The 20,714-nt window shown below is 70.7% G+C and carries 17 protein-coding genes; 7 read left to right on the top strand and 10 right to left on the bottom strand.

What is annotated here, in order from left to right; translation table 11 throughout:
- Nucleotides 1–6 precede the first annotated feature (6 nt).
- Nucleotides 7–1,509: a M1 family metallopeptidase gene (locus ACZ6ZP_RS10495; RefSeq protein ID WP_351161150.1), complete on the top strand. Its 1,503-nt coding sequence runs from the start codon at nucleotides 7–9 to the stop codon at nucleotides 1,507–1,509.
- A 253-nt stretch (nucleotides 1,510–1,762) separates the two neighbouring features.
- Here the strand turns inward: ACZ6ZP_RS10495 and ACZ6ZP_RS10490 are convergent, their stop codons facing one another.
- Complete coding sequence (locus ACZ6ZP_RS10490; RefSeq protein ID WP_469406357.1) at nucleotides 1,763–2,653, bottom strand: oxygenase MpaB family protein; 891 nt, start codon at nucleotides 2,651–2,653, stop codon at nucleotides 1,763–1,765.
- A complete protein-coding gene (locus ACZ6ZP_RS10485; protein ID WP_399973922.1) occupies nucleotides 2,653–3,546 on the bottom strand; it encodes an oxygenase MpaB family protein in 894 nt (297 codons plus the stop codon). Before ACZ6ZP_RS10485 ends, ACZ6ZP_RS10490 begins: the two co-directional genes overlap by 1 nt.
- Nucleotides 3,547–3,649: 103 nt before the next feature.
- Here ACZ6ZP_RS10485 and ACZ6ZP_RS10480 point away from each other — a divergent pair, with 103 nt between their 5' ends.
- From ACZ6ZP_RS10480 to ACZ6ZP_RS10465, 4 genes are all read left to right on the top strand, one after another.
- Nucleotides 3,650–4,270: a DUF6230 family protein gene (locus tag ACZ6ZP_RS10480; protein ID WP_351161142.1), complete on the top strand. Its 621-nt coding sequence runs from the start codon at nucleotides 3,650–3,652 to the stop codon at nucleotides 4,268–4,270.
- Between the two features lie 66 nt (nucleotides 4,271–4,336).
- Nucleotides 4,337–5,815, top strand: a complete 1,479-nt coding sequence (locus ACZ6ZP_RS10475) for a DUF6114 domain-containing protein (protein WP_469406355.1) — start codon at nucleotides 4,337–4,339, stop codon at nucleotides 5,813–5,815.
- A 10-nt stretch (nucleotides 5,816–5,825) separates the two neighbouring features.
- Nucleotides 5,826–6,713: an oxygenase MpaB family protein gene (locus tag ACZ6ZP_RS10470; protein ID WP_383823265.1), complete on the top strand. Its 888-nt coding sequence runs from the start codon at nucleotides 5,826–5,828 to the stop codon at nucleotides 6,711–6,713.
- 3 nt (nucleotides 6,714–6,716) lie between these two features.
- Nucleotides 6,717–8,177 (top strand): aldehyde dehydrogenase family protein, encoded by a 1,461-nt coding sequence (locus ACZ6ZP_RS10465; RefSeq protein WP_469406354.1) that lies wholly within the window; start codon nucleotides 6,717–6,719, stop codon nucleotides 8,175–8,177.
- A gap of 18 nt (nucleotides 8,178–8,195) precedes the next feature.
- On the opposite strand, the gene ACZ6ZP_RS10460 is transcribed toward ACZ6ZP_RS10465, so the two are convergent.
- Nucleotides 8,196–8,807, bottom strand: a complete 612-nt coding sequence (locus tag ACZ6ZP_RS10460; RefSeq protein WP_351161132.1) for a TetR/AcrR family transcriptional regulator — start codon at nucleotides 8,805–8,807, stop codon at nucleotides 8,196–8,198.
- Between the two features lie 91 nt (nucleotides 8,808–8,898).
- Between ACZ6ZP_RS10460 and ACZ6ZP_RS10455 the strand changes: the two genes are divergently transcribed.
- On the top strand, nucleotides 8,899–10,059 hold the full coding sequence (locus ACZ6ZP_RS10455) for an acyl-CoA dehydrogenase family protein (protein ID WP_469406353.1): 1,161 nt from the start codon (nucleotides 8,899–8,901) through the stop codon (nucleotides 10,057–10,059).
- Between the two features lie 27 nt (nucleotides 10,060–10,086).
- On the opposite strand, the gene ACZ6ZP_RS10450 is transcribed toward ACZ6ZP_RS10455, so the two are convergent.
- The 4 genes from ACZ6ZP_RS10450 to ACZ6ZP_RS10435 all read right to left on the bottom strand — a co-directional run bounded on the left by ACZ6ZP_RS10450 (nucleotide 10,087) and on the right by ACZ6ZP_RS10435 (nucleotide 14,977).
- Nucleotides 10,087–10,890 carry an alpha/beta fold hydrolase gene (locus ACZ6ZP_RS10450; protein WP_351161127.1) on the bottom strand — a complete coding sequence of 268 codons (804 nt, stop codon included), beginning with the start codon at nucleotides 10,888–10,890 and terminating at the stop codon, nucleotides 10,087–10,089.
- Nucleotides 10,891–10,969: 79 nt separating this feature from the next.
- Complete coding sequence (locus tag ACZ6ZP_RS10445; RefSeq protein WP_351161125.1) at nucleotides 10,970–11,449, bottom strand: F0F1 ATP synthase subunit B family protein; 480 nt, start codon at nucleotides 11,447–11,449, stop codon at nucleotides 10,970–10,972.
- Between the two features lie 78 nt (nucleotides 11,450–11,527).
- Nucleotides 11,528–12,985, bottom strand: a complete 1,458-nt coding sequence (locus ACZ6ZP_RS10440) for an amino acid permease (protein ID WP_351161122.1) — start codon at nucleotides 12,983–12,985, stop codon at nucleotides 11,528–11,530.
- Nucleotides 12,986–13,165: 180 nt separating this feature from the next.
- A complete protein-coding gene (locus ACZ6ZP_RS10435) occupies nucleotides 13,166–14,977 on the bottom strand; it encodes an AMP-dependent synthetase/ligase (protein WP_351161119.1) in 1,812 nt (603 codons plus the stop codon).
- Nucleotides 14,978–15,115: 138 nt separating this feature from the next.
- Between ACZ6ZP_RS10435 and ACZ6ZP_RS10430 the strand changes: the two genes are divergently transcribed.
- Nucleotides 15,116–15,850, top strand: coding sequence for a MerR family transcriptional regulator (locus ACZ6ZP_RS10430; protein ID WP_351161686.1), 735 nt, complete (start codon nucleotides 15,116–15,118; stop codon nucleotides 15,848–15,850).
- A 25-nt stretch (nucleotides 15,851–15,875) separates the two neighbouring features.
- On the opposite strand, the gene ACZ6ZP_RS10425 is transcribed toward ACZ6ZP_RS10430, so the two are convergent.
- The 3 genes from ACZ6ZP_RS10425 to ACZ6ZP_RS10415 all read right to left on the bottom strand — a co-directional run bounded on the left by ACZ6ZP_RS10425 (nucleotide 15,876) and on the right by ACZ6ZP_RS10415 (nucleotide 20,704).
- A complete protein-coding gene (locus tag ACZ6ZP_RS10425; RefSeq protein ID WP_351161116.1) occupies nucleotides 15,876–18,047 on the bottom strand; it encodes a 3-hydroxyacyl-CoA dehydrogenase NAD-binding domain-containing protein in 2,172 nt (723 codons plus the stop codon).
- Nucleotides 18,048–18,298: 251 nt separating this feature from the next.
- Nucleotides 18,299–19,513, bottom strand: a complete 1,215-nt coding sequence (locus ACZ6ZP_RS10420; protein WP_468611818.1) for an acetyl-CoA C-acetyltransferase — start codon at nucleotides 19,511–19,513, stop codon at nucleotides 18,299–18,301.
- A 48-nt stretch (nucleotides 19,514–19,561) separates the two neighbouring features.
- Entirely contained in the window at nucleotides 19,562–20,704 is a 1,143-nt protein-coding gene (locus ACZ6ZP_RS10415; RefSeq protein ID WP_351161112.1) for an acyl-CoA dehydrogenase family protein, read from the bottom strand.
- Nucleotides 20,705–20,714 lie beyond the last annotated feature (10 nt).

Genomic DNA, 20,714 nt, shown 5'->3' with positions numbered 1-20,714 from the left:
GCTCTTGTGCACCGCAGACTCATCGCCCCGGGCGCGCTCGCGGCCTCCCTGCTGCTGGCGATCCCGGCATCGGCCGCCGACTTCACGCCCGGAGCCCCGGGTATCGGCGATCCCTACTACCCGGCCAGCGGCAACGGCGGCTACGACGTCTCGCACTACGACCTGCGGCTGAAGTACCAGCCGAAGACCGACCTGCTCGAAGGCACGGCGACCATCAACGCCACCACGACGCAGAACCTCTCCCGCTTCAACCTCGACCTCGGCCTGAAGGTCAGCGAGGTGCGCGTCAACGGCAAGAAGGCCACCTTCAAGAAGTCCGGCGAGCAGGAGCTGGAGATCACTCCGCCGGCCGGGCTGCCCAAGGGCACGCCGATCACCGTCGTCGTGCGGTACGCGGGCAAGCCGTCCGAGGTGAAGATCAACGGTTTCACCGCGTGGGCGCGCACGCCGGACGGCGGCGTGGCGGCGCAGGAGCCGGAGTCGGCCGCCTGGTGGTACCCGTCCAACGACCACCCGCTCGACAAGGCGACGTACGACGTCTCGGTCTCCGTGCCGGACGGCTCGCAGGCCATCTCCAACGGCGTGCTCCAGTCGCAGAGTTCGAAGCTCGGCTGGACGCGCTTCAACTGGCGCTCGAACAAGCCGCAGGCCAGCTATCTGACGACGCTCGCCGTCGGCAAGTTCGACATCACGACGGACAAGACCGCGGACGGTCTGCCCGTCCTGAACGCCTACAGCAAGGACCTCGGCGACAACGCGGGGGCCGCGCGGGCGAGCATCGAGCGGTCGACCGAGGTCGCCGAGTGGCTGGAGACGGTCTTCGGGAAGTACCCCTTCAACGCCCTGGGCGGCTACGTCCCCAACGTGACCAGCGGCTTCGCCCTGGAGACGCAGACGCGGCCGTTCTACAGCCCGCGGCAGTTCGCGAACGGGTCCAACGTGTCCGTCGTGGTCCATGAGCTGGCCCACCAGTGGTACGGCGACAGCGTGTCGGTCGACGGCTGGAAGGACATCTGGATCAACGAGGGCTTCGCGCGGTACAGCCAGTGGCTGTGGTCGGAGAAGGAGGGCGAGGGGACGGCGCAGGAGCTCGCGGACTACGTGTACGCGCAGCACCCCGCCGACGACCCGTTCTGGAAGGTCAAGCCGGGCGACCCCGGTCCGGAGAACCAGTTCGACATCGCCGTGTACGACCGCGGGGCGCTGGCCCTGCAGGCGCTGCGCAACGAGATCGGCGAGAAGTCGTTCTCGGCGATCTTGAAGGGGTGGCCGAAGGAGCACGCGTACGGGAACGCGAAGGTGAGTGACTTCGTGAAGTACGCGGAGAAGGTGTCCGGGAAGCCTCTGGCTTCGCTGTTCGACGCTTGGCTGTTCCAGCCTTCGCGGCCGGACGCTCCGGCCGCTCGGGGGGCGGGGATTGCCCGGTCCTCCGCGGTCCCGGCTGCGCCGAAGTCGTGGAAGTCCATCGCTGCGACGAACGGTGTGCACGACCACGGTCACGGTCGCTGACACTGAGCCGCCGCTTCGCGGCGGATGTCTCCCGCCCACCCACCCGATTGCCCGGCAGCCAGCTGCTGGGGAGGGCGGGTGGGCGGAGGTCGGTCCGGGGTGGGCGGGTGGGGGGAATCAGCCCTGCTGACGAGGTGGGCGGTGGGGGGAATCAGGCCGACGGACGGGGTGGGCGGCGGAATCAGGCCGACCTACGGGATGGGTGGGAGGGGGAATCAGCCCTGCGGATGGGGTGGGTGGGTGGGTGGGGGAACTAGCCCGGTCGGCGTTTGAGGACGAGCCCGGCGCAGCCGGTGCTCCTGCGGTGCGCCCGAGCCCTGCGAGCCTGCGGCAGGTAGCGCAGGCGTTCCGGCAGCCGGGGGACCACCGCGCGGATCACCCGGCCGAGGCGGCGCAGCCTCCGCTCCTGGGCGTCCGTCCACGGCAGGCCGATGGCCGCCCTCGCGTCCGGAGGCATCAGGCCGATCGTGATGAAGCGCCGGAAGCGGGCCAGGGGTGGCAGGAGCACGGGCCACAGGGCGCGCAGGGCCAGCCGCAGCACGTAGGGGCCACGGTCCGGCGGCGGGACCGGACGGTCCGTGGCGACCAGGTCGCGCACCACCTCCGTCTCCTCCAGCTCGTCCGCGAGGACCTTCGCGTAGTACGGCCAGAACTCCTCGATCGTCTGCGGCATGTCCCGGTCGTGGATGCCGAGGATCCGGCCGACCTGGAGCCACTCCGCGTACAGCTGCCGCTCCTGCTCCTCGGTGAACGGGCGGCCCAGGTACTTCTGGGCGTGGTGGTAGACGGGGAACCCGGTGGCGTGGACCCACGCGTAGTAGGCGGGCGTCAGCGCGTGGTAGTCGCGGCCGTGCGCGTCCGTGCCCCGGATGTGCTTGTGCAGCTCACGCAGCCTGCGCCCCTCCTCGGCCGCGCTCTCGCCGCCGTACACCCAGGTCTGCAGCGAGCGCAGCGACCGCTCGCCGCGCCCCCACGGGTCGGTGCGGAAGACGGAGTACGTGTCGACGCCCGCGCCCACCGCGGGGTGCGCGACCTGCATCGTGAGCGCGGCGGGCAGGGCGAGCAGGGCGCGGACGTCGCCCGCGATGTCCCACAGGACCCCGCCGGGCGGGGGCGGCTCGGGAGCCTGGCGGCGGTGGGTCATCACGCGGCTCCCAGGGGTCGGCGGGCCCGCCGGTCGGTGCCCGGTTTGTGTGTGTTCCAGTATGCGACGGCCATGGTCAGCGCGATCCGCAGGGGTGGCGGCACCACCGCCATCGCGACCCGGACGAACCGGGTGACGCGGCGCAGCGCGCGCTCCTGGCGCGGGGTCCAGGTCAGGCCGAGCCGCTCGCGGAGGACCGGCGGCAGCGTGCCCACGTTCACGAGCAGCGCGTAGTGCGCCGACAGCGCGCCGACCGGCCGCCAGAGCGGGGCCGGGATCCACCGCACCGGCGGTTTCCGCGGGCGCGCCAGCTCGTCGAGCACGTCACGCACCGACTGGTTCAGTTCCAGGCGTTCGCGCACCATCTCGTCGTAGTACGCGCAGAACGCGGCCCAGTCCGGCGGCAGATGGTGGTCCCTCAGCCCCCACACCCGCCCCACGTCCCGCATCTCCTGGTAGTACGCCTCGGTGTCGGCCGCCGAGAGGCCCTTGCCGAAGATCCGGTGGCCGTCGTACCCGCCGCGCACCAGCGTCGCGTGCACCCAGTGGTACGCCTCCGGGTTCAGGGCGTGATAGCGGCGCCCTTGATCGTCGACTCCCTTCAGGTGCTCGTGCATCGCGCGGATCCGGTCCGCCTCCGCCGTGGCCGCCGCCTGCCCTCCGTAGATGACTGTGCTGAGCGAGGAGACCGTGCGCCACAGGCGCTGCCACGGCTCGGCGCGGAAGTTGGAGTGCTGCTCGACGCCCGCGCCGACGACCGGGTGGGCGACCTGGAGCAGCAGCAGTTGGGGCGAGATCAGGAAGTTCCGGGTGTCTCCGAAGTAGCGCCAGGCGGCCCCGCCGCGCCGTGGGGCCCGTATGCCGCTCGGGCGTGGGGCCCGTGTTCCGCTCATCGCGACTCCCTTCGTCGAATCTGCGTCAGCAGTGTTGACGCGCTCGATGAAACAAGTCAATAGTCCTTGTAACTTTGACTCATCGAAGGAGAGGGGTCGTCAAATGGCTTTACTTGACGGCGAGTTGAGCGCAGAAGGACGTACGCACTGGAAGAGATCGGCCGTGATGTTCGTGCCGGGCGTCGCCGCGGTCGGCGCGGTGGTGATCGCCCTCGCCCAAGGTGCGATGGCGGCCTCCTTCGCGGTGTCGGGCAAGAACTTCAAGGTCTCCGCCGAGGAGATCACCGGCCGCGGGATCTCCAGCTTCCCCTCGTCGCTGAGCAGTTCGGACGGCAAGGGACACGCGGTGCTGCTCGCCGGGATCAAGAGCGGCACGGCGAAGGGGGTGTGCCTGTCGATGAAGCAGAAGCTGCCGCTGGTCGGCGAGGTCTCGATGATCGTCAGGTCCGGCGACGGCAAGCCGATCAAGGGCGAGAACCTCGTCGTGAACGCCGACGCGCTCACCAGCGGCGGCGGTCGCGTGACCGGCGTCCAGGCGGGACGTGACGCCTCGACGCTCGACGAGGTGCCCGGCATCCAGGGCCCCAAGGGAATCTTCGGCGTGCAGGCCTCGGGCGCGGTGGCCCGTGACGTGAAGTCCACGGCGTGGGCCTCCAACGGCGGCTCGCTCACCCTCGACAAGGTCAGCATCGAGCTGAGCCGAGACGGCAAGGAGTGCTACTGACGTGCCGCCGCAACGGACCACGGCCGACGTGCCCGCGGAGCGTGCCACCGGAAGGACGTGCGCATCGTGATCGGACTGGTGCTCGGCTTCGGCGCCGAGCTGGCCAAGGAGACCGGGGCGTGGCTGGACCGGTTGCTCCCGGCGCCCCGGCTGCGCGGGACGCTGCGGTCCTGGCGCCGGCGCCGACCGTTCTGGGCGGGCGTCTGGACCGTGCTCGGCGGCCTGGAGATGATCTTTCTGCCGCTGGCGCCGCTGCCGCTGATGCTCAAGGTCGGCATCGGCGCGATGTCGGCGATCGGGGTGGGGCTCGTCCTCATCGCGGGCGGTCTCTTCTTCGTGTTCGCGCCCGCGCAGCGGATGTTCGTGTCGGTGGTGACGGCGATCGCCTCGCTGGTGTCGCTCGCGACGACGAATCTGGGCGGGTTCGGGATCGGCGTGGGTCTTGGCCTGCTCGGCTCGTCCATGGCGTTCGGCTGGCTGCCGCATGCGAAGGCGCCCGGCGCCGCGCCTGAGCGGGACCCGGAGGCGTCCGGCGGCGGAGCGGAGGGCCTGCGCCCAAAAGCACGTGAGGGCCGCGCCCGGCGGCGTCCCGCCGCCTCCCCGCGGCGCGGGACGGGCGTGGCCCTCGCCCTCGCGCTCACCGCCGGGTTCCTCGTCGGCGTGCCCGGCACCAGCAGCGCGGCGGCGGACTGCCCCGATCCGGCGACCGGGCCCGATCCCCTGCCCTGGCTGCTGGACCGGCTAGGCCTGCCCGACGTACCGCTGCCCCGGGACGCGACGGAGTGCTCGGGCGACACCGACACCGGGGCCGACACCGGTACTGGCACCGGTACCGGCAGCAGCGCCGACCCTCCGCAAGAACAACCCGACGCCAAAGCCCCGCCCCCCGCAGCGCGCGACGCCGACGAAGACCCCCGCGACGCCCTCGCGAAGGTCTCCCTCCCCTGCCTCACCGGCGTCGACACCGGTGGTGCCGACAACCCGCCGCCCACCGGGCCGCCCCCGTCCGAATCCGCCGAGCCCGGCGAGATCGGCGACCCCGGCGACCTCACCGCCCTCAAACCTCCGCTCGTCGTCGGCGACCAGCCGGGCCCCGGCCGCGCCACCTACCCCGTCAGCCCCTACCACCCCACGGTGAAGGCCGCCCGGCTCGCCGCCACCGACGCGATCATCCACGGCTCGACCTATCTGCCGACCGTCGGCGGCGGCCGCGTCAAGGTGCTGTGGGTGCACGCGAAGCGCATCGTGGCCCGCGACTACCACTTCGAGGCCAAGGGGCCCGACGGGTCGACGCACGTCCTGGACGTACAGCTCGACATCCGCGACGTCGACGTCTACGCCACGTACTTGAAGGGCGCCATCGAGATCCCGGGTCTGAAGGTCAGGACGCCGCAGATCTGCATCGGCGCCGATGTCATCCCGGCCAATCTGCCGGTCGCCGTCCAGCTTCCCGAGCTGACCCTGGAGCCGGTGACGGCCGGCCAGGTACTCGTGGACGCCGCCGACGTCCGCTACACCGTACTCAGCAGCTCGCCACGCCGATAGGAGAGCGTTCATGGGCCGCTACAGCCGGCTGCGCGAGATCCGCCGCATGGATCCCGCCCGCGACTACGCGCACATACACAAGCTCATCTCCCAGTACGAGTTCCCCTGGGACTACGCGCAAGGCGTGAGCATCGCGTTCCTGCGTGACTATGGAGTGCCTCGCATATCGCAACTCCTCGACCGCACCCAGGAGTTCGAGAAGGCCGGCCAGAAGCGGTACGACGACACCGTCCTGTTCGGCTTCGAGATGGCGCAGGACGGCTTCGACTCCGAGCGCGGCCGGGCCGCCGCCCGCCACCTCAACCGCATCCACGGCAAGTACCAGATCCCCAACGAGGACTTCCTGTACGTCCTCGCCACCACCGTCGTCGGGCCCAAGCGCTGGATCGACCGCTTCGGCTGGCGGCCGCTGTGCGCCAACGAAGCGGAGGCGCTCGCCCTGGTCGGCCACAAGATGGCGGCGATGATGGACATCGACCACGCCCCGACGACGTACGCCGGATTCGAGAAGCTCCTGGACGACTACGAGGCGGAGATGTTCGCCTACGATCCGGCCAACCGCCGGGTCGCGAACGCCACGTTCCGCGTGATGGCGTCCTGGTATCCGCGTCCGGTGCGCCCGGTGGTCGCGCGGTTCACCCTCGCACTGCTCGACGAACCCCTGTTGCGCGCACTGGGGTTCCGGACGCAGGCTCACTGGGTGCGGATCGCTGCCGAGCGTGCCGTCCGGGCGCGCTCGACGTTCGTCCGGCTGCTTCCCGCGCGGCCGCGCCGTCGGCCCGCACTGCCCAAACCCCGGTCGTATCCCTTTGGTTACACCCTCGACGACCTGGGCCCGCACTGGGCACAGGGCCGTCCGGTGCGGCCGCTGCCCGACGAAGTACCCCTGGAGGGCTGAATCATGGCCACTTTCTTCGTACGTTCCCCCGCCACCGGAGAGCAGGTCGGCGAGCACCCCGTGCACGGCGCCGACGACATCGCGCACGCGGTCGTACGCGGCCGGGGAGCCGCCGCCGTGTGGGCGGGGCTCGGCTGGTCGGGCCGTCGTGCGCGGCTGCTCGCGTGGAAGCGGTCGCTGGCCGGGCGGATGGACGAACTCGCGCGGACGGTCGCCGCCGAGACGGGCAAGCCGGTGCACGACGCGCGCGCCGAAGTGCTGCTCGCCCTGGTCCACTTGGACTGGGCGGCGCGTCATGCCCGTGGGGTGCTGCGGGTGCGCCGGGTGCCGTCGGGGATGCTCTCCGTCCATCAGCGGGCGCTGCTCGGCTACCGGCCGCTGGGCGTCGTCGGGGTGATCGGCCCCTGGAACTATCCCGTCTACACCCCGATGGGATCGATCGGCTACGCGCTCGCGGCGGGCAACGCGGTCGTCTTCAAGCCCTCCGAACTCACCCCGGCCACAGGGGTGTTCCTCGCGTCGAGCTTCGACGAGGCCGTGCCGGACTGTGCGGGGCTGCTCCAGACGGTGACCGGGCCCGGCTCGACCGGACAGGCGCTCGCGGAAGCCGACGTCGACAAGGTGGCGTTCACCGGGTCGCCGGGGACCGCGCGGAAGGTGGCGGAGGTGTGCGCACGGTCGTTGACGCCGCTCCTCGCGGAGTGCGGCGGCAAGGACGCCGTGATCGTCGGCGCGGACGCCGACCTGGAGGCCGCCGCGGACGCGGTGGTGTGGGGCGCGATGGCCAATGCGGGGCAGACCTGCGCGGGTGTGGAGCGGGTGTACGCGGTCGAGTCCGTGCACGAGCGGCTGTGCGCGCTGATCGTCGAGCGGGCACGGTCGCTGAGCGCCGGTGAGACGTACGGGCCGATGACGCTTGCCTCCCAACTGGGGGTGGTGGAGCGCCACATGAAGGAGGCTCTGGCCGCCGGGGCGCGGGCGCCGCTCGGCGGCCCCGAGTCCGTGCGCGGGCCCTACGTGCATCCGGTGGTTCTGGTGGATGTCCCGGAGGAATCCCCCGCGATGACCGAGGAGACGTTCGGTCCGGTCGTCGCGGTGAACCGGGTGCGGGATCTGGACGAGGCGGTGCGGCGGACCAACGCGTCGGCGTACGCGCTGGGCGCGGCCGTCTTCACCGGGTCCCGGCGGACCGGGCTCGACGTGGCGGACCGGCTCAACTCCGGTTCCGTGTCCGTGGGTTCGGTGCTCGGGTTCGCGGCGGTGCCCGCGCTGCCGTTCGGCGGCACCGGGGAATCGGGGTACGGGCGGATCCACGGCGCCGAGGGGCTGCGGGCGTTCGCGGTGCCGCGCTCGGTGACGGTGAAGCGGTTCGCGCCGTACGCGGACCTGACGTCCTTCGCGACGGCGCGGGAGAAGACGGCGCGGGCGGTGGAGCTGGGGCGCAGGCTGCACGCGCGGTTCTAGCGCTCCGCGCTCGCGTGGCTACCTGCCGAGCAGGGGGACCAGATAGCGGCGCGCGAAGTCCCGTACGTGGTCGTCGTCCTCCAGCTCGAAGCAGCTCACCGGGTTGAGCAGGAAGGAGACCGTGATCCGCACCATCAGCTCGGCCACCGGTGTCGGATCACCCTCTTCCTTTCCCTCGGCGCGCTGCGCGCGGCGCAGCCGGTCGGTGAGATATCCGCGCATCGCGAGGAACGCCGGGCCGCTCTCCAGGGTCAGGAACGGCAGCATCGTCTCCGGCTCCAGGCGCATCAGGCCGCCGATGAGCGGGTGTTCGCGAATGTGCCGCAGGACCACGACGAAGCCCTCGACGATGCGGTCCTCCATGGTCGGGAGGGTGGCGACGGCCTCGTCCACCTCACCGACGAAACGGCGGTACTCGCGCAGCAGGCAGGCGGAGACGAGCGCCTCCTTGTTGCCGATGCGGCGGTACACGGTGACGCGCGAGACCTTGGCGCGCTTGGCGACGTCGTCGACGGTCGAGCGGCGCAGGCCGAACGTCATGAACTGCTCGCGCGCCGCGTCGAGTATCTGCTCGGTCAGGGCGTCGGACGGCGGCGCCGAGTCCAGCGCGCGCTCCATCATCGAATCCATGAGCCCTCCCCGTCGTCCCCACGCACTCAACCACAGCTACACAGACACTAACTCAATCTCTTTGTAACTACGCCCAGTCCAGGAGGGTTTCATGACGGAGAGGCTCGGCTCGGAACGGCTCAGCTCGGAGCAGCTCGACTTCATCGCCGCGCTGCGCGATTTCGCCCAGCGCGAGTGCGGCACGCGCGAGCAGCGCGACGCCCTGACGGCCGCGTCCGGCGGCCCGCACTCCCCCGCCCTCTACGCGAAGCTGGCCGAGCTGGGCTGGCTGGGCGTGTGCCTGCCCGAGGAGTTCGGCGGGTCGGGCGGCGGCATGACGGACGCCTGCCTCTTCCTGTGCGAGACGGCACGCGGTCTGGTCCCGGCGGGCGGCTTCGTCACCTCGGTCATCACGGCGAAGGCGTACGACAGGTTCGGCTCGGCGGCGCAGAAGAAGGCGGCGGTGGGCGGGGCCGTCGCCGGGCAGGTACTCTCGATCGCGATGTCGGAGCCGGACGCCGGGTCGGACGTGGCGGCGCTGCGGTGCCGGGCCGAACGGACCGCGGACGAGGGGTGGTTGATCAACGGGCACAAGACCTGGATCTCCAACGCGCATCTGGCGTCGTACATCCTCCTGGTCGCGCGCACGGACGCGAGCGGACCCAGGCACGAGGGCCTGACGATGTTTCATGTCCCCGCCGACACACCGGGGATCGAGATCCGGGGCATCTCCACGATGGGCGGGCGCGAGGTCAACGACGTCTACTTCACGGACGTACGGCTGCCCGCGGACGCGGTGGTGGGCGTCGAGGGCAGGGCCTGGCCTCAGCTGATGGCGGGGCTCAACGCGGAGCGGCTCTTCCTTGCCGCGAACATGCTGGGCCTGGCGGAGCGGATTCTCGACGACACGGTCACGTACGTGCGCGGGCGCGAGCAGTTCGGGCGTCCGGTCGGCTCGTTCCAGGCGCTGCGGCACCGGATCGCGGATCTGGCGACGGAGATCGAGTGCGCGCGGCTCCTCGTCTTCGACGTGGCGGCGAGGTGCGACGCCGAACCGGAGCGCCTCTTCCCGCGCGAGGCCTCGATGGCCAAGCTGAAGGCCACCGAGACGGCGAAGCGCGCGGCGCTGGAAGGCATGCAGATGATGGGCGGTTACGGCTACGCGACCGAGTACGACATGGAGCGGCATCTGCGGGCCGCGGTGGTCTCGACGGTGTACGGCGGGACCAGTGAGATCCAGCGGGAGATCATCGGGAAGAGCTACGGGCTGTGACAGCGCCCCGCGGCCCCACCGCCCCGCCTAGCGCGCGGCCGCGTACGCCTCCCGGATGATGTCGACGACCGCGTCCGGCTCGCGCAGGGTCGGGAAGTGATCACTGTCCCGCAGCCGCACGAGGCGGCAGCCCGGGATGCGGGACGCCATCTCCTCGTTGCAGCGGACCACCTCGGGATCGTCCCGCTCCCCCAGGACCAGGACACACGGCACGTCGAGCTCGCCGAGCCGGTCGAAGGCGGGCGGGTCGGGCACCTGGTGGGGGTGGACGGCGAACCAGGCCGGGATCACCGCCCTGATGAGCTCGTCCGCCTCGGGGTCGCCCCCGGTCCCCGCGGCGGCCGACGTGCGCTTAACCAGGGCCACGATGCCGTCCATGTCGCCCGCCTGGGCGAGCCGGCCGACCTCGGCCGTGAACGCCTCCATGACGAAGTCCGGGTTGCCGGTGATGCCGGGGACCAGCAGGGCGAGCCCCGCCACCCGGGCGGGGTCGCGCAGCGCGAGGCCGATGGCGGTGGCGCCGCCCATGCTCGATCCCGCGAGGAAGGCACGGGCGACGTCGAAGTGGTCGAGGACCGCGATCAGGTCGTCGACGAGCGAGAACGACGCGGTGGGGGCGGGCGACCTGCCGTATCCCCGCGCGTCGAAGCGGATGACCCTGCGCCCCTCCTCGAGGCGCGGCAGGATGCCGTCCCAGACCCGGGAGTCGCCGACTCCGGGGTGCAGCAGGACCAGCGGCAGCGCGTCACCGCCGGCGCCTGACGGGCCACCCGGTCCTCCCGAGTCCTCGGCCCAGACCTCGCCGTCCTTGACCGGCACCATGAGTTCCATGCACCGAGCGTGCCGTGACCCGGGCCGGGGCGCCAGACCGGTGGGCCGCACGGGCCCGGGCGGGACGCAAAGCGTCCCCTCAGCGGCCGGAACCCGTCGTCGCGGCGACCGGCTCGCCCACGATCCTGCCGGCCAGCTCGGAGGCCAACTCCGAGACGTGGGCCCGCAGTTCGGCATCCGCCGAGGCGCGCTGGGCCTCGATCCTGGCCTTGCCGCCCGCCAGCACCTCGTCGCGTTCGCGTACGCCGTCCTCGCGGGCGGCGGCGATCAGTGCGGCGCCTTCCTCGCGGGCCTGCTGGCGCACCTGCGCGGCCTCGCGACGGGCCTCGGCCAGGGTCGCCTCGCGCTCGGCGCGTATCCGCTCGGCCTCACGCCGCAGTTGCGCCGCAGGACCGCCGGTGACCCCTTCGAGGATCGTGGCGCGCTCTTCGAGTACGCGGTTGACGCGCAGGATCATGCGCCTGACGAAGACGTAGAGGGAGCCGAACAGCACGGCTCCGACGACCAGATTCTCGACATCCGGATTGATCGGCCCCAGCGGCATCGGTATGAGCTGCATGGAGCCGATCTACCCGCTCAACCGTGCGCAACAACGCACACCTGTACGAGAGTTGAGTGATTCCCGCCACGTACGCCGTTACTTCGTGAGGTTCGCCGCCTCGTGGTCCACCCTGCGGCGGATGCCGTACCAGCCGGCGACCAGGGCCGCCGCGATGACCGGGATGAGGTAGAGCGTCTTGCGGCCGATCTCCGGGTCCTTCCACATCAGGACGAGCACGGAGAGCAGGAAGACGATCGTGACGATCTCCGTGACCGGGCTGCCGGGGAGCCGGAAGCTGGGCCGGGTGATCACGCCCTCCTTGGCGCGGCGGACGAACGCCAGGTGGCAGACCATGATGATCACCCAGGTGCTGATGATGCCGAGGGACGCCACGTTCAGGACGATCTCGAAGGCCTGGCTCGGCATGAGGAAGTTCAGGCCGACGCCGAGCACACACACCGCGGAGGTGAGCAGGATGCCGCCGTAGGGCACCTGGCTCTTGTTCATCCTCGCGGTGAACTTCGGCGCCGAACCCGCCATCGCCATCGAGCGCAGGATGCGTCCCGTGGAGTACAGGCCCGAGTTCAGCGACGACAGTGCCGCCGTGAGGACGACCAGGTTCATCACGTCACCGGCCGCCGGGACGCCGATCTTGGAGAGGACCGTCACGAACGGGCTCTGGTCGGCCGAGTACACCGATCCCGGCAGGAGCAGCGCGAGCAGGACGACCGAGCCGACGTAGAAGAGACCCACCCGCCACATGATCGAGTTCACCGCGCGCGGGACGACCTTCTGCGGCTCGGCGGTCTCGCCCGCCGCGACGCCGACCAGCTCCAGCGATGCGTACGCGAAGACGACACCCTGCATGACGATCACGACCGGCATGATGCCGTTCGGCAGGAAGCCGCCGTTGTCGGTGATCACGCTCAGGCCCGGCGTCTGCCCGCCCACGTCGTGCTGGGTGACCAGCAGGAAGATGCCGATCAGCATGAAGGCGACCAGGGCCGCGACCTTGACGATCGCGAACCAGAACTCCATCTCGCCGAAGTACTTCACCGAGATCATGTTGATCACGAGGACGACGGCGAGGGCTATCAGCGCGAGCACCCACTGGGGGATGTCGGTGAAGAAGCTCCAGTAGTGCGTGTAGAGCGCGATGGCCGTGATGTCGGCGATGCCGGTGGTCGACCAGTTGAGGAAGTACATCCAGCCGGCGACGTAGGCGCCCTTCTCGCCGAGGAACTCACGCGCGTAACTGACGAACGAACCCGACGACGGCCGGTAGATGACCATCTCGCCGAGGGCACGCACGACGAAGAAGGCGAAGATGCCGCACACGAGGTACGCGACGGCGAGCGCGGGGCCCGCGGAGTGCAGGCGGCCGCCCGCACCGAGAAAGAGTCCAGTTCCGATCGCGCCACCGATGGCGATCATGTTGACGTGACGGGCCTTGAGGTCCTTGCTGTAACCGGCGTCGCCCGCGTCCGCGGGGGCCTGGGACGCATCTGTGCGGGATGCGTCCGCAGCGGCCGTGTCTACGGCTTCCTTGCTCACGTGGGGGGTCTACTCTCTGGTGCCCGGAAAACTCCGGTGTCCGGATGTGCTCCGGTCCACGACACCCCTGACGTGCGTGGACCGACGCGACACCTTCCCCCAGAGATCGCCCGGCATGCGGTGGCGCACGTCACATAGCGGCACTTCTCACATGGTGGGCAGGGGGTGTACACACAATGATCACGAGGTGTACAGGCTGTTGATGGCGTCCTCGTACTTCTCCCGGATGACCCGGCGGCGCAGCTTCAGGGACGGGGTCAGCTCCCCGGTCTCCGGGCCCCACTCCTCCCCCAGGAGCCGGTAGCGCTTGATCTGCTCGGTGCGGTTCAGGCGCGCGTTGGCCGCCTCGACGGCCCGCGCGACCTCCTCGTGCACGGCCTCGCTCGCCATCAGGTCGCCCGTGATGCCGCGCGACGCGGCCCACACGGGCGCCATCTCGGTGTCCAGGACCAGCAGCGCCACCAGGTAGGAGCGGCCGTCGCCGTGGACGAGGGCCTGGCCGATGAGGGGGTGCTCCTTGAGGGTGTTCTCGACGAGCGCGGGCGAGACGTTCTTGCCCGTCGACGTGACGATCAGTTCCTTCTTGCGGTCGGTGAGCCACAGGAAGCCGTCCTCGTCGATCCGCCCGACGTCGCCGGTGGCGAACCAGCCGTCCGCGTCGCAGGCCGACTCGACACCGCCTTCGGGCAGGAGATAGCCGTCGAAGACCGTCGCGCCGCGCACCAGGATCTCGCCGTCGCCGTCGGTGCGGATCTCCAGGCCGTCCAGGGGCCTGCCCACCGAGCCGAGCCGGAAGGCGGCCGGGGTGTTGATGGTGACGACCCCGGTCGTCTCCGTCAGCCCCCACGCGTCCATGATCACGATGCCGAAGCCCGACCAGAAGCGCACCACGTCGAGCGGCATCGACGCCGCCGCGCTCGCGGTCCACACCAGGCGGTCGAACCCGGCCAGGGAGAGCAGTGGGTCGAGGACCTTCTCCTTGGCCTCGCGGTACGCCGTCTCCAGGTCGGCCGGCGGGTCCTCGCCGCGCTCGACGTACGCCAGGTGCGCACGGGTCGTCTCGTTCGCCGCCTCGATCGACTCCCGCTGTTCCCGCGGCAGCCCGGCGAGCACGGCCTTCACGGACGTGGCCAGCTTCTCCCACACGCGCGGGACCCCGAAGAACTGCGCGGGACGCAGCTCGCGCGCGGTCGCGGCGACGGCGGTCGGATCCGCGCACAGGTGCACGTGCGAGGCGCGGAACACCGGCAGGTAGATGCCCAGCATGCGCTCGGCGACGTGGGCGAAGGGGAGGTAGCTGATGTGCTCCACGAAGTCGGGGAGCTCGACGACGGCGTCCAGGGCGACGCCGTTGAGGACGACGTTGCGGTGCGTGATGCGGACGCCTTTGGGGTCGCCGGTGGTGCCCGAGGTGTAGACGACGGTCAGCGGGTCCTCGGACCGGGACTCGCGCCAGGCCTTGTCGAAGGCGTCCGGGTCGAACAGGCGGCTTCCCGTGGCGTGCAGGGAGCCGTACGTGCGGTGCGTGCCCGCGTCGGCCGCCTCGACGACCACCAGGCGCTCCAGCGGAGCCGTGGTGTCCGACAGGAGGGGCTCCCACCGGGCCAGCTCGTGGGCGCCCTCGACGATCGCGAAGCGGGCCCGGCTGTGCCGGGCGATGTGCGCGATCTGCTCGGGGGCCGATGTGCCGTACACGGTGATGGGCACGGCGCCCAGGTGCACGAGGGCGAGATCGCTCAGCCAGTGTTCGGGACGGTTGCCCATCATCATCAGGACGTGCTCGCCGCGCCGTACGCCGAGCGCCGCGTACCCGGCGGCCAGGACGGCGACCTTGCGGCGGGCCTCGCTCCAGGTCAGTGTCGTCCACTCCCCTTCGGGGGTGGTGCGCCAGGAGAGTGCGGGGCGGTCGCCGTGGTCCTCGGCGTTGCGGAGCAGCAGGGCGGGGAGCGTGATGTCGGTGGGTTCCCCGGGGAGTCGCAGGATCGTGGTCATGACCGCCTCCTGGCGTCATCGACGAAGCAAGTGACTGGGCGGGACGCTTTCACAACAGTGGTGAGACAGCAATACTGTTGCACCTGATCGGTGCACAACACCGGTGCACGACTGGGGAGGCGAAGCGCTGCCATGACGATGACGACGACGTCGGACACCGACGAGCCGACGCTCACGGTCGACGAACTGGCCGCACGCGCGGGTGTCACCGTCCGCACCATCCGCTTCTACAGCACCAAGGGCCTGCTGCCGCCGCCCGTGATCGGCCCGCGCCGGGTCGGGCACTACGGCCAGGAGCACCTGTCCCGGCTGGGGCTCATCGAGGAGTTGCAGCACCAGGGCATGACACTGGCCGCGATCGAGCGGTATCTGGAGCAGCTGCCGCCCGACCTGAGCGCCCACGACCTCGCCATCCACCGTGCGGTGGTGGCCTCCTGGGCCCCGGACTCGGCCGAGGACACCGACCGGGCGGAGCTGGAGCGCAGGGCGGGCCGGTCGCTGACCGACGCGGACCTGGACCGGCTCTCGGCGATGGGGGTCGTCGCGCCGACGGAGTTCCCGGGGGCCTACCGCGTCGACCCGGGGCTGCTGCGCCTGGGCGTGGAGCTGCTCGACGTACCCATCGCGCACGAGACGATCCTGGCGGCGCGCACGGTGCTGATGGAGCACACCCGCTCGGCCGCCGTCGAGCTGTCCCGGCTCTTCCGCGACGAGGTGTGGGGGCCCTACCGCGAGCGGGAGTCGGACCCCGAGCACGTGGCGGCGATGCGGTCCCTGTCGGCCCACATGCAGCCGATGGTGGTGCAGGCCCTGGTGACGGCGTTCCAGCGCTCCCTCAAGGAGGAGCTGCGGGAGTGGCTCAAGGAAGGCTGAGCCGCTCCCGCAGCGGGGCGACAGGTCAGGCGTCGCTGAACTTCTCGCCCTTGTCCGCCTTCTCGACAAGCAGCGCGGGCGGCGTGAACCGCTCCCCGTAGCGGTCGGCCAACTCGCGTGCGCGGGCCACGAATCCGGGCAGGCCGCCCTCGTAGCCGTTGATGTACTGGAGCACGCCGCCGGTCCAGCCGGGGAAGCCGATGCCGAAGATGGAGCCGATGTTGGCGTCCGCGACGGACGTCAGGACGCCCTCCTCCACCAGGCGCACGGTGTCCAGCGACTCGGAGAAGAGCATGCGCTCCTGCATGTCCTCGAACGGGATCTGGGTGCCCGGCTTGGTGAAGTGCTCGCGCAGGCCCGGCCACAGCCCCGCGCGCTTGCCGTCCACGTAGTCGTAGAAGCCCGCTCCGCCGCTCCGGCCCGGACGCTCGAACTCGTCGACCATGCGGTCGATGACGGAGTCCGAGGGGTGCCCGGCCCAGGTGCCGCCGGCCTCCTCGACGGCGCGCTTCGTCTCGTTGCGGATCTTGCGCGGCAGGGTGAGGGTCAGCTCGTCCATCAGGGAGAGGACCTTCGCCGGGTAGCCCGCCTGGGCCGCCGCCTGCTCGATCGACGCGGGCTCGATGCCCTCGCCGACCATCGCGACGCCTTCGTTGATGAAGTGCCCGATGACGCGCGAGGTGAAGAAGCCGCGCGAGTCGTTGACGACGATCGGCGTCTTGTTGATCTGGCGTACGAGGTCGAAGGCGCGCGCAAGGGCCTCGTCCCCGGTCCGCTCGCCCTTGATGATCTCGACGAGCGGCATCTTGTCGACGGGCGAGAAGAAGTGCAGGCCGATGAAGTCGACGGGGCGCGTGACGCCCTCGGCGAGCTGGGTGATCGGCAGCGTCGAGGTGTTGGAGCACAGCAGCGCGTCCGGCTCGATGACGTCCTGGATCTCCTGGAACACCTTGTGCTTGAGCGCCGTGTCCTCGAAGACGGCCTCGATCACGGCGTCGCAGCCCGCGAGGTCCTGCGGGTCGGCGGTCGGTGTGATGCGGGCGAGCAGCGCGTCGGCCTTCTCCTGGGTCGTACGGCCGCGCTGCACCGCCTTGGCGCACAGCTTCTCGGAGTACGCCTTGCCCTTGGCGGCGGCCTCGGCGGAGACGTCCTTGAGGACGACCTCGATGCCCGCGCGGGCACAGGAGTAGGCGATGCCCGCGCCCATCATCCCGGCGCCGAGCACGGCGGCCTTGCGGACCGGGCGTGCCTCGATGCCCTTGGGGCGGTTGGCGCCGGAGTTGACGGCCTGGAGGTCGAAGAAGAACGCCTGGATCATGTTCTTAGCGGTCTGGCCGGTGACCAGCTCGGTGAAGTAGCGCGCCTCGATGGTCAGCGCGGTCTCGAAGTCGACCTGCGAGCCCTCGACGGCGGCCGCCAGGATGTTGCGCGGGGCCGGGTAGGGGGCGCCGTTGATCTGCTTCTTCAGGTTGGCCGGGAAGGCGGGCAGGTTCGCCGCGAACTTCGGGTTGGCCGGGGTACCGCCGGGGATGCGGTAGCCGGGCTTGTCCCAGGGCTGCGCGGACTCGGGGTTGGCGTCGATGAAGGCGCGGGCCTTCTCGATCATCTCCTCGCGGGTGGTGGCCACTTCGTGGACCAGGCCGTTCTCCAGGGCGCGCTTCGGGGAGTACTGGGTGCCCTGGAGCAGCACCTTCAGGAGCGCGTCCGCGATGCCCATCAGGCGCACGGTGCGGGTCACGCCGCCGCCCGCCGGGAGCAGGCCGAGGGTGACCTCGGGCAGGCCGATCTTGGAGCCGGGCGCGTCGAGCGCGACGCGGTGGTGGCTGGCCAGGGCGATCTCGTAGCCGCCGCCCAGGGCGGCGCCGTTGATCGCGGCGACGACGGGCTTGCCCAGGGTCTCGATGCGGCGCAGGGATGCCTTGATGGCGACGCCCGCCTCGAACGCGTCCCGCGCGTTCTCGGGGCCTGCCTGCATCATGTCCTTGAGGTCACCGCCCGCGAAGAAGGTCTTCTTGGCGGAGGTGTAGATGATGCCGCGGATGGAGTCCTTCTCGGCCTCCGCGCGCTCGGCGATCGCCGCGATGGAGTCCTTGAACCCCTGGTTCATGGTGTTCGCGGACTGGTTGGGGTCGTCGAGGACGAGGGTGAGGATGCCGGTGGCGTCCTGTTCCCAGCGGATAGTGGTGCTCTGCGTCATGATGCGCTCCGTGAAGTGTGAGTGGGCCCGGGCGGGATCCGGGGCGGGTAACTGAGGGGATGTGACCGGCTGACCGCCGGTGGGGGCTGGTCGCGCAGTTCCCCGCGCCCCTGGAGATGCGCACTGCGTGCGCCATCTCCAGGGCGCGTATCGGGGAAGGCTGCGCGCAGCGCATGCCTTCAGGGGCGCGGGGAACTGCGCGAGCAACCACGACGCACCCGCGGTCGGCGACGGCCCCAGCCCCAGCGGCGCTACACCCGTTCCACGATCGTGGCGATACCCATGCCCCCGCCCACGCAGAGGGTGGCCAAGCCGTACCGCAGGTCCCTGCGCTCCAGCTCGTCCACCAGCGTGCCCAGGATCATCGCCCCGGTCGCGCCCAGGGGATGGCCCAACGCGATCGCGCCGCCGTTGACGTTCACCTTGTCCAGCGAGAGCCCCATGTCCTTCACGAAGCGGAGCACCACCGCCGCGAAGGCCTCGTTGATCTCGACGAGGTCGATGTCGTCGATGGTCAGGCCCGCCTTGGCGAGCGCCTTGCGCGCGGCGGGGGCGGGGCCGGTGAGCATGATGGTCGGCTCGGAGCCGGAGACCGCCGCGGAGACGATGCGGGCGCGCGGGGTGAGGCCGTAGCGCTCGCCGACCTCCTTGGTGCCGATGGCCACGAGCGCGGCGCCGTCCACGATGCCGGAGGAGTTGCCCGCGTGGTGGACGTGGTCGATCTTCTCGACCCAGTGGTACTTCTGCAGCGCGACGGCGTCGAAGCCGCCGAGGTCGCCGATGTCCTTGAAGGACGGCTTCAGCTTGGCGAGCGAGTCGGCGGTGGTGCCGGGACGCATGTACTCGTCGTGGTCCAGGACGACCAGGCCGCTGCGGTCCTTGACCGGTACGACGGACCTCTCGAAGCGGTTGTCCTTCCAGGCGGCCGCGGCACGCTCCTGGGACAGGGCCGCGTACTCGTCGACGTCGCGCCGCGAGTAGCCCTCGACGGTGGCGATCAGGTCGGCGCCGATGCCCTGCGGCACGAAGCCCGTCTCGTAGTTGGTCATCGGGTCGGCGAACCAGGCGCCGCCGTCCGAGGCCATCGGGACGCGCGACATCGACTCGACGCCGCCCGCGAGGACGAGGTCCTCCCAGCCCGAACGCACCTTCATCGCGGCCATGTTGACCGCTTCGAGGCCCGAGGCGCAGAAGCGGTTCTCCTGCACGCCCGCCACCGTGTCCGGCAGCCCGGCGGCGATGGCCGCGATGCGCGCGATGTCGGAGCCCTGGTCGCCGACGGGGCCCACGACGCCGAGGACGATGTCGTCGACGGCCGCCGGGTCCAGGTCGGGGAACCGCGCCCGGATCTCGTGGATCAGGCCGACGACGAGGTCGATCGGCTTGGTGCCGTGCAGGGCGCCATTGGCCTTGCCGCGTCCGCGCGGGGTGCGGATCGCGTCGTATACGTACGCTTCGGTGGTCAAGACAGCAGCCTTTCGCAAAGAACTGTGCAGGTGAGGGTGGAGGAAGGCTCAGGCGAGCAGGGAGCGGCCGATGATCTCCTTCATGATCTCGGTCGTACCTCCGTAGATCGTCTGGATGCGGCCGTCGGTGAAGGCCTTGGCGACGCGGTATTCCGTCATGTAGCCGTATCCGCCGTGCAGTTGCAGACAGCGGTCGGCGACGCGTTTTTGCAGCTCGGTGGCCCACCACTTGGCCATCGACGCGTGCACGGCGTCGAGCTCCCCGTTCGAGTGATCCACGATGCAGCGGTCGAGGAACGTACGGGTGACGGCGCACTCGGTGGCCATCTCGGCGATCTCGAAGCGGATGTGCTGGAGCTTGGAGAGCGGGCGCCCGAAGGCCTCGCGCTCCTTGACGTACGTGGTGGTGATCTCCAGGAGGTGCTCGGCGGCGGCGATCCCCGCGACGGCGATGCCCATGCGCTCCTGCGCGAGGTTCGTCATCAGGTGGATGAAGGCGCCGTCGAGCTCGCCCAGGAGGTTCTCCTTGGGGACGCGTACGTCGTTGAAGAACAGCTCGGCGGTGTCCTGGGACTTCTGGCCGATCTTGTCGAGGTTGCGGCCCCGCTCGAAGCCGTCCATGCCGCGCTCGACGACCAGGAGGGACAGCCCCTTGGCGCCGCCCTCCGGCGATGTCTTGGCGACGACGACCACGAGGTCGGCCAGGATGCCGTTCGAGATGAACGTCTTGGAGCCGTTGAGCAGCCAGTGGTCGCCCTGGTCGGTGGCGGTGGTGCGGATGCCCTGGAGGTCGGAGCCCGCGCCCGGTTCGGTCATCGCGATGGCCGTGATGATCTCGCCGGAGCAGAAGCCGGGCAGCCAGCGCCGCTTCTGGTCGTCGGTGGCCAGGGAGGTCAGATACGGGCCGATGATGTCGTTGTGCAGGCCGAGCGCGAGCCCGGCCGCGCCCGCGCGGGTGAACTCCTCGGCCAGGACCGCGCTGTAGCGGAAGTCGGTGTTCCCGCCGCCTCCGAACTCCTCGGGCACGGCGAGTCCGAGCAGCCCCTGCTTGCCCGCGGCGCGCCAGGCGTCACGGCTGACGATGCCGTCCTTCTCCCACTCCTCGTAGTGGGGAAGCACCTCCTTGGCCAGGAAGGTGCGGACGGTCTCGCGGAACGCCTCGTGTTCGGCGGTAAAGATCTGTCGCTTCACGTACGGCCTC

It is taken from the genome of Streptomyces sp. NPDC054047 (assembly GCF_055585065.1).
This window is presented reverse-complemented; position numbering and strand designations above follow the sequence as displayed.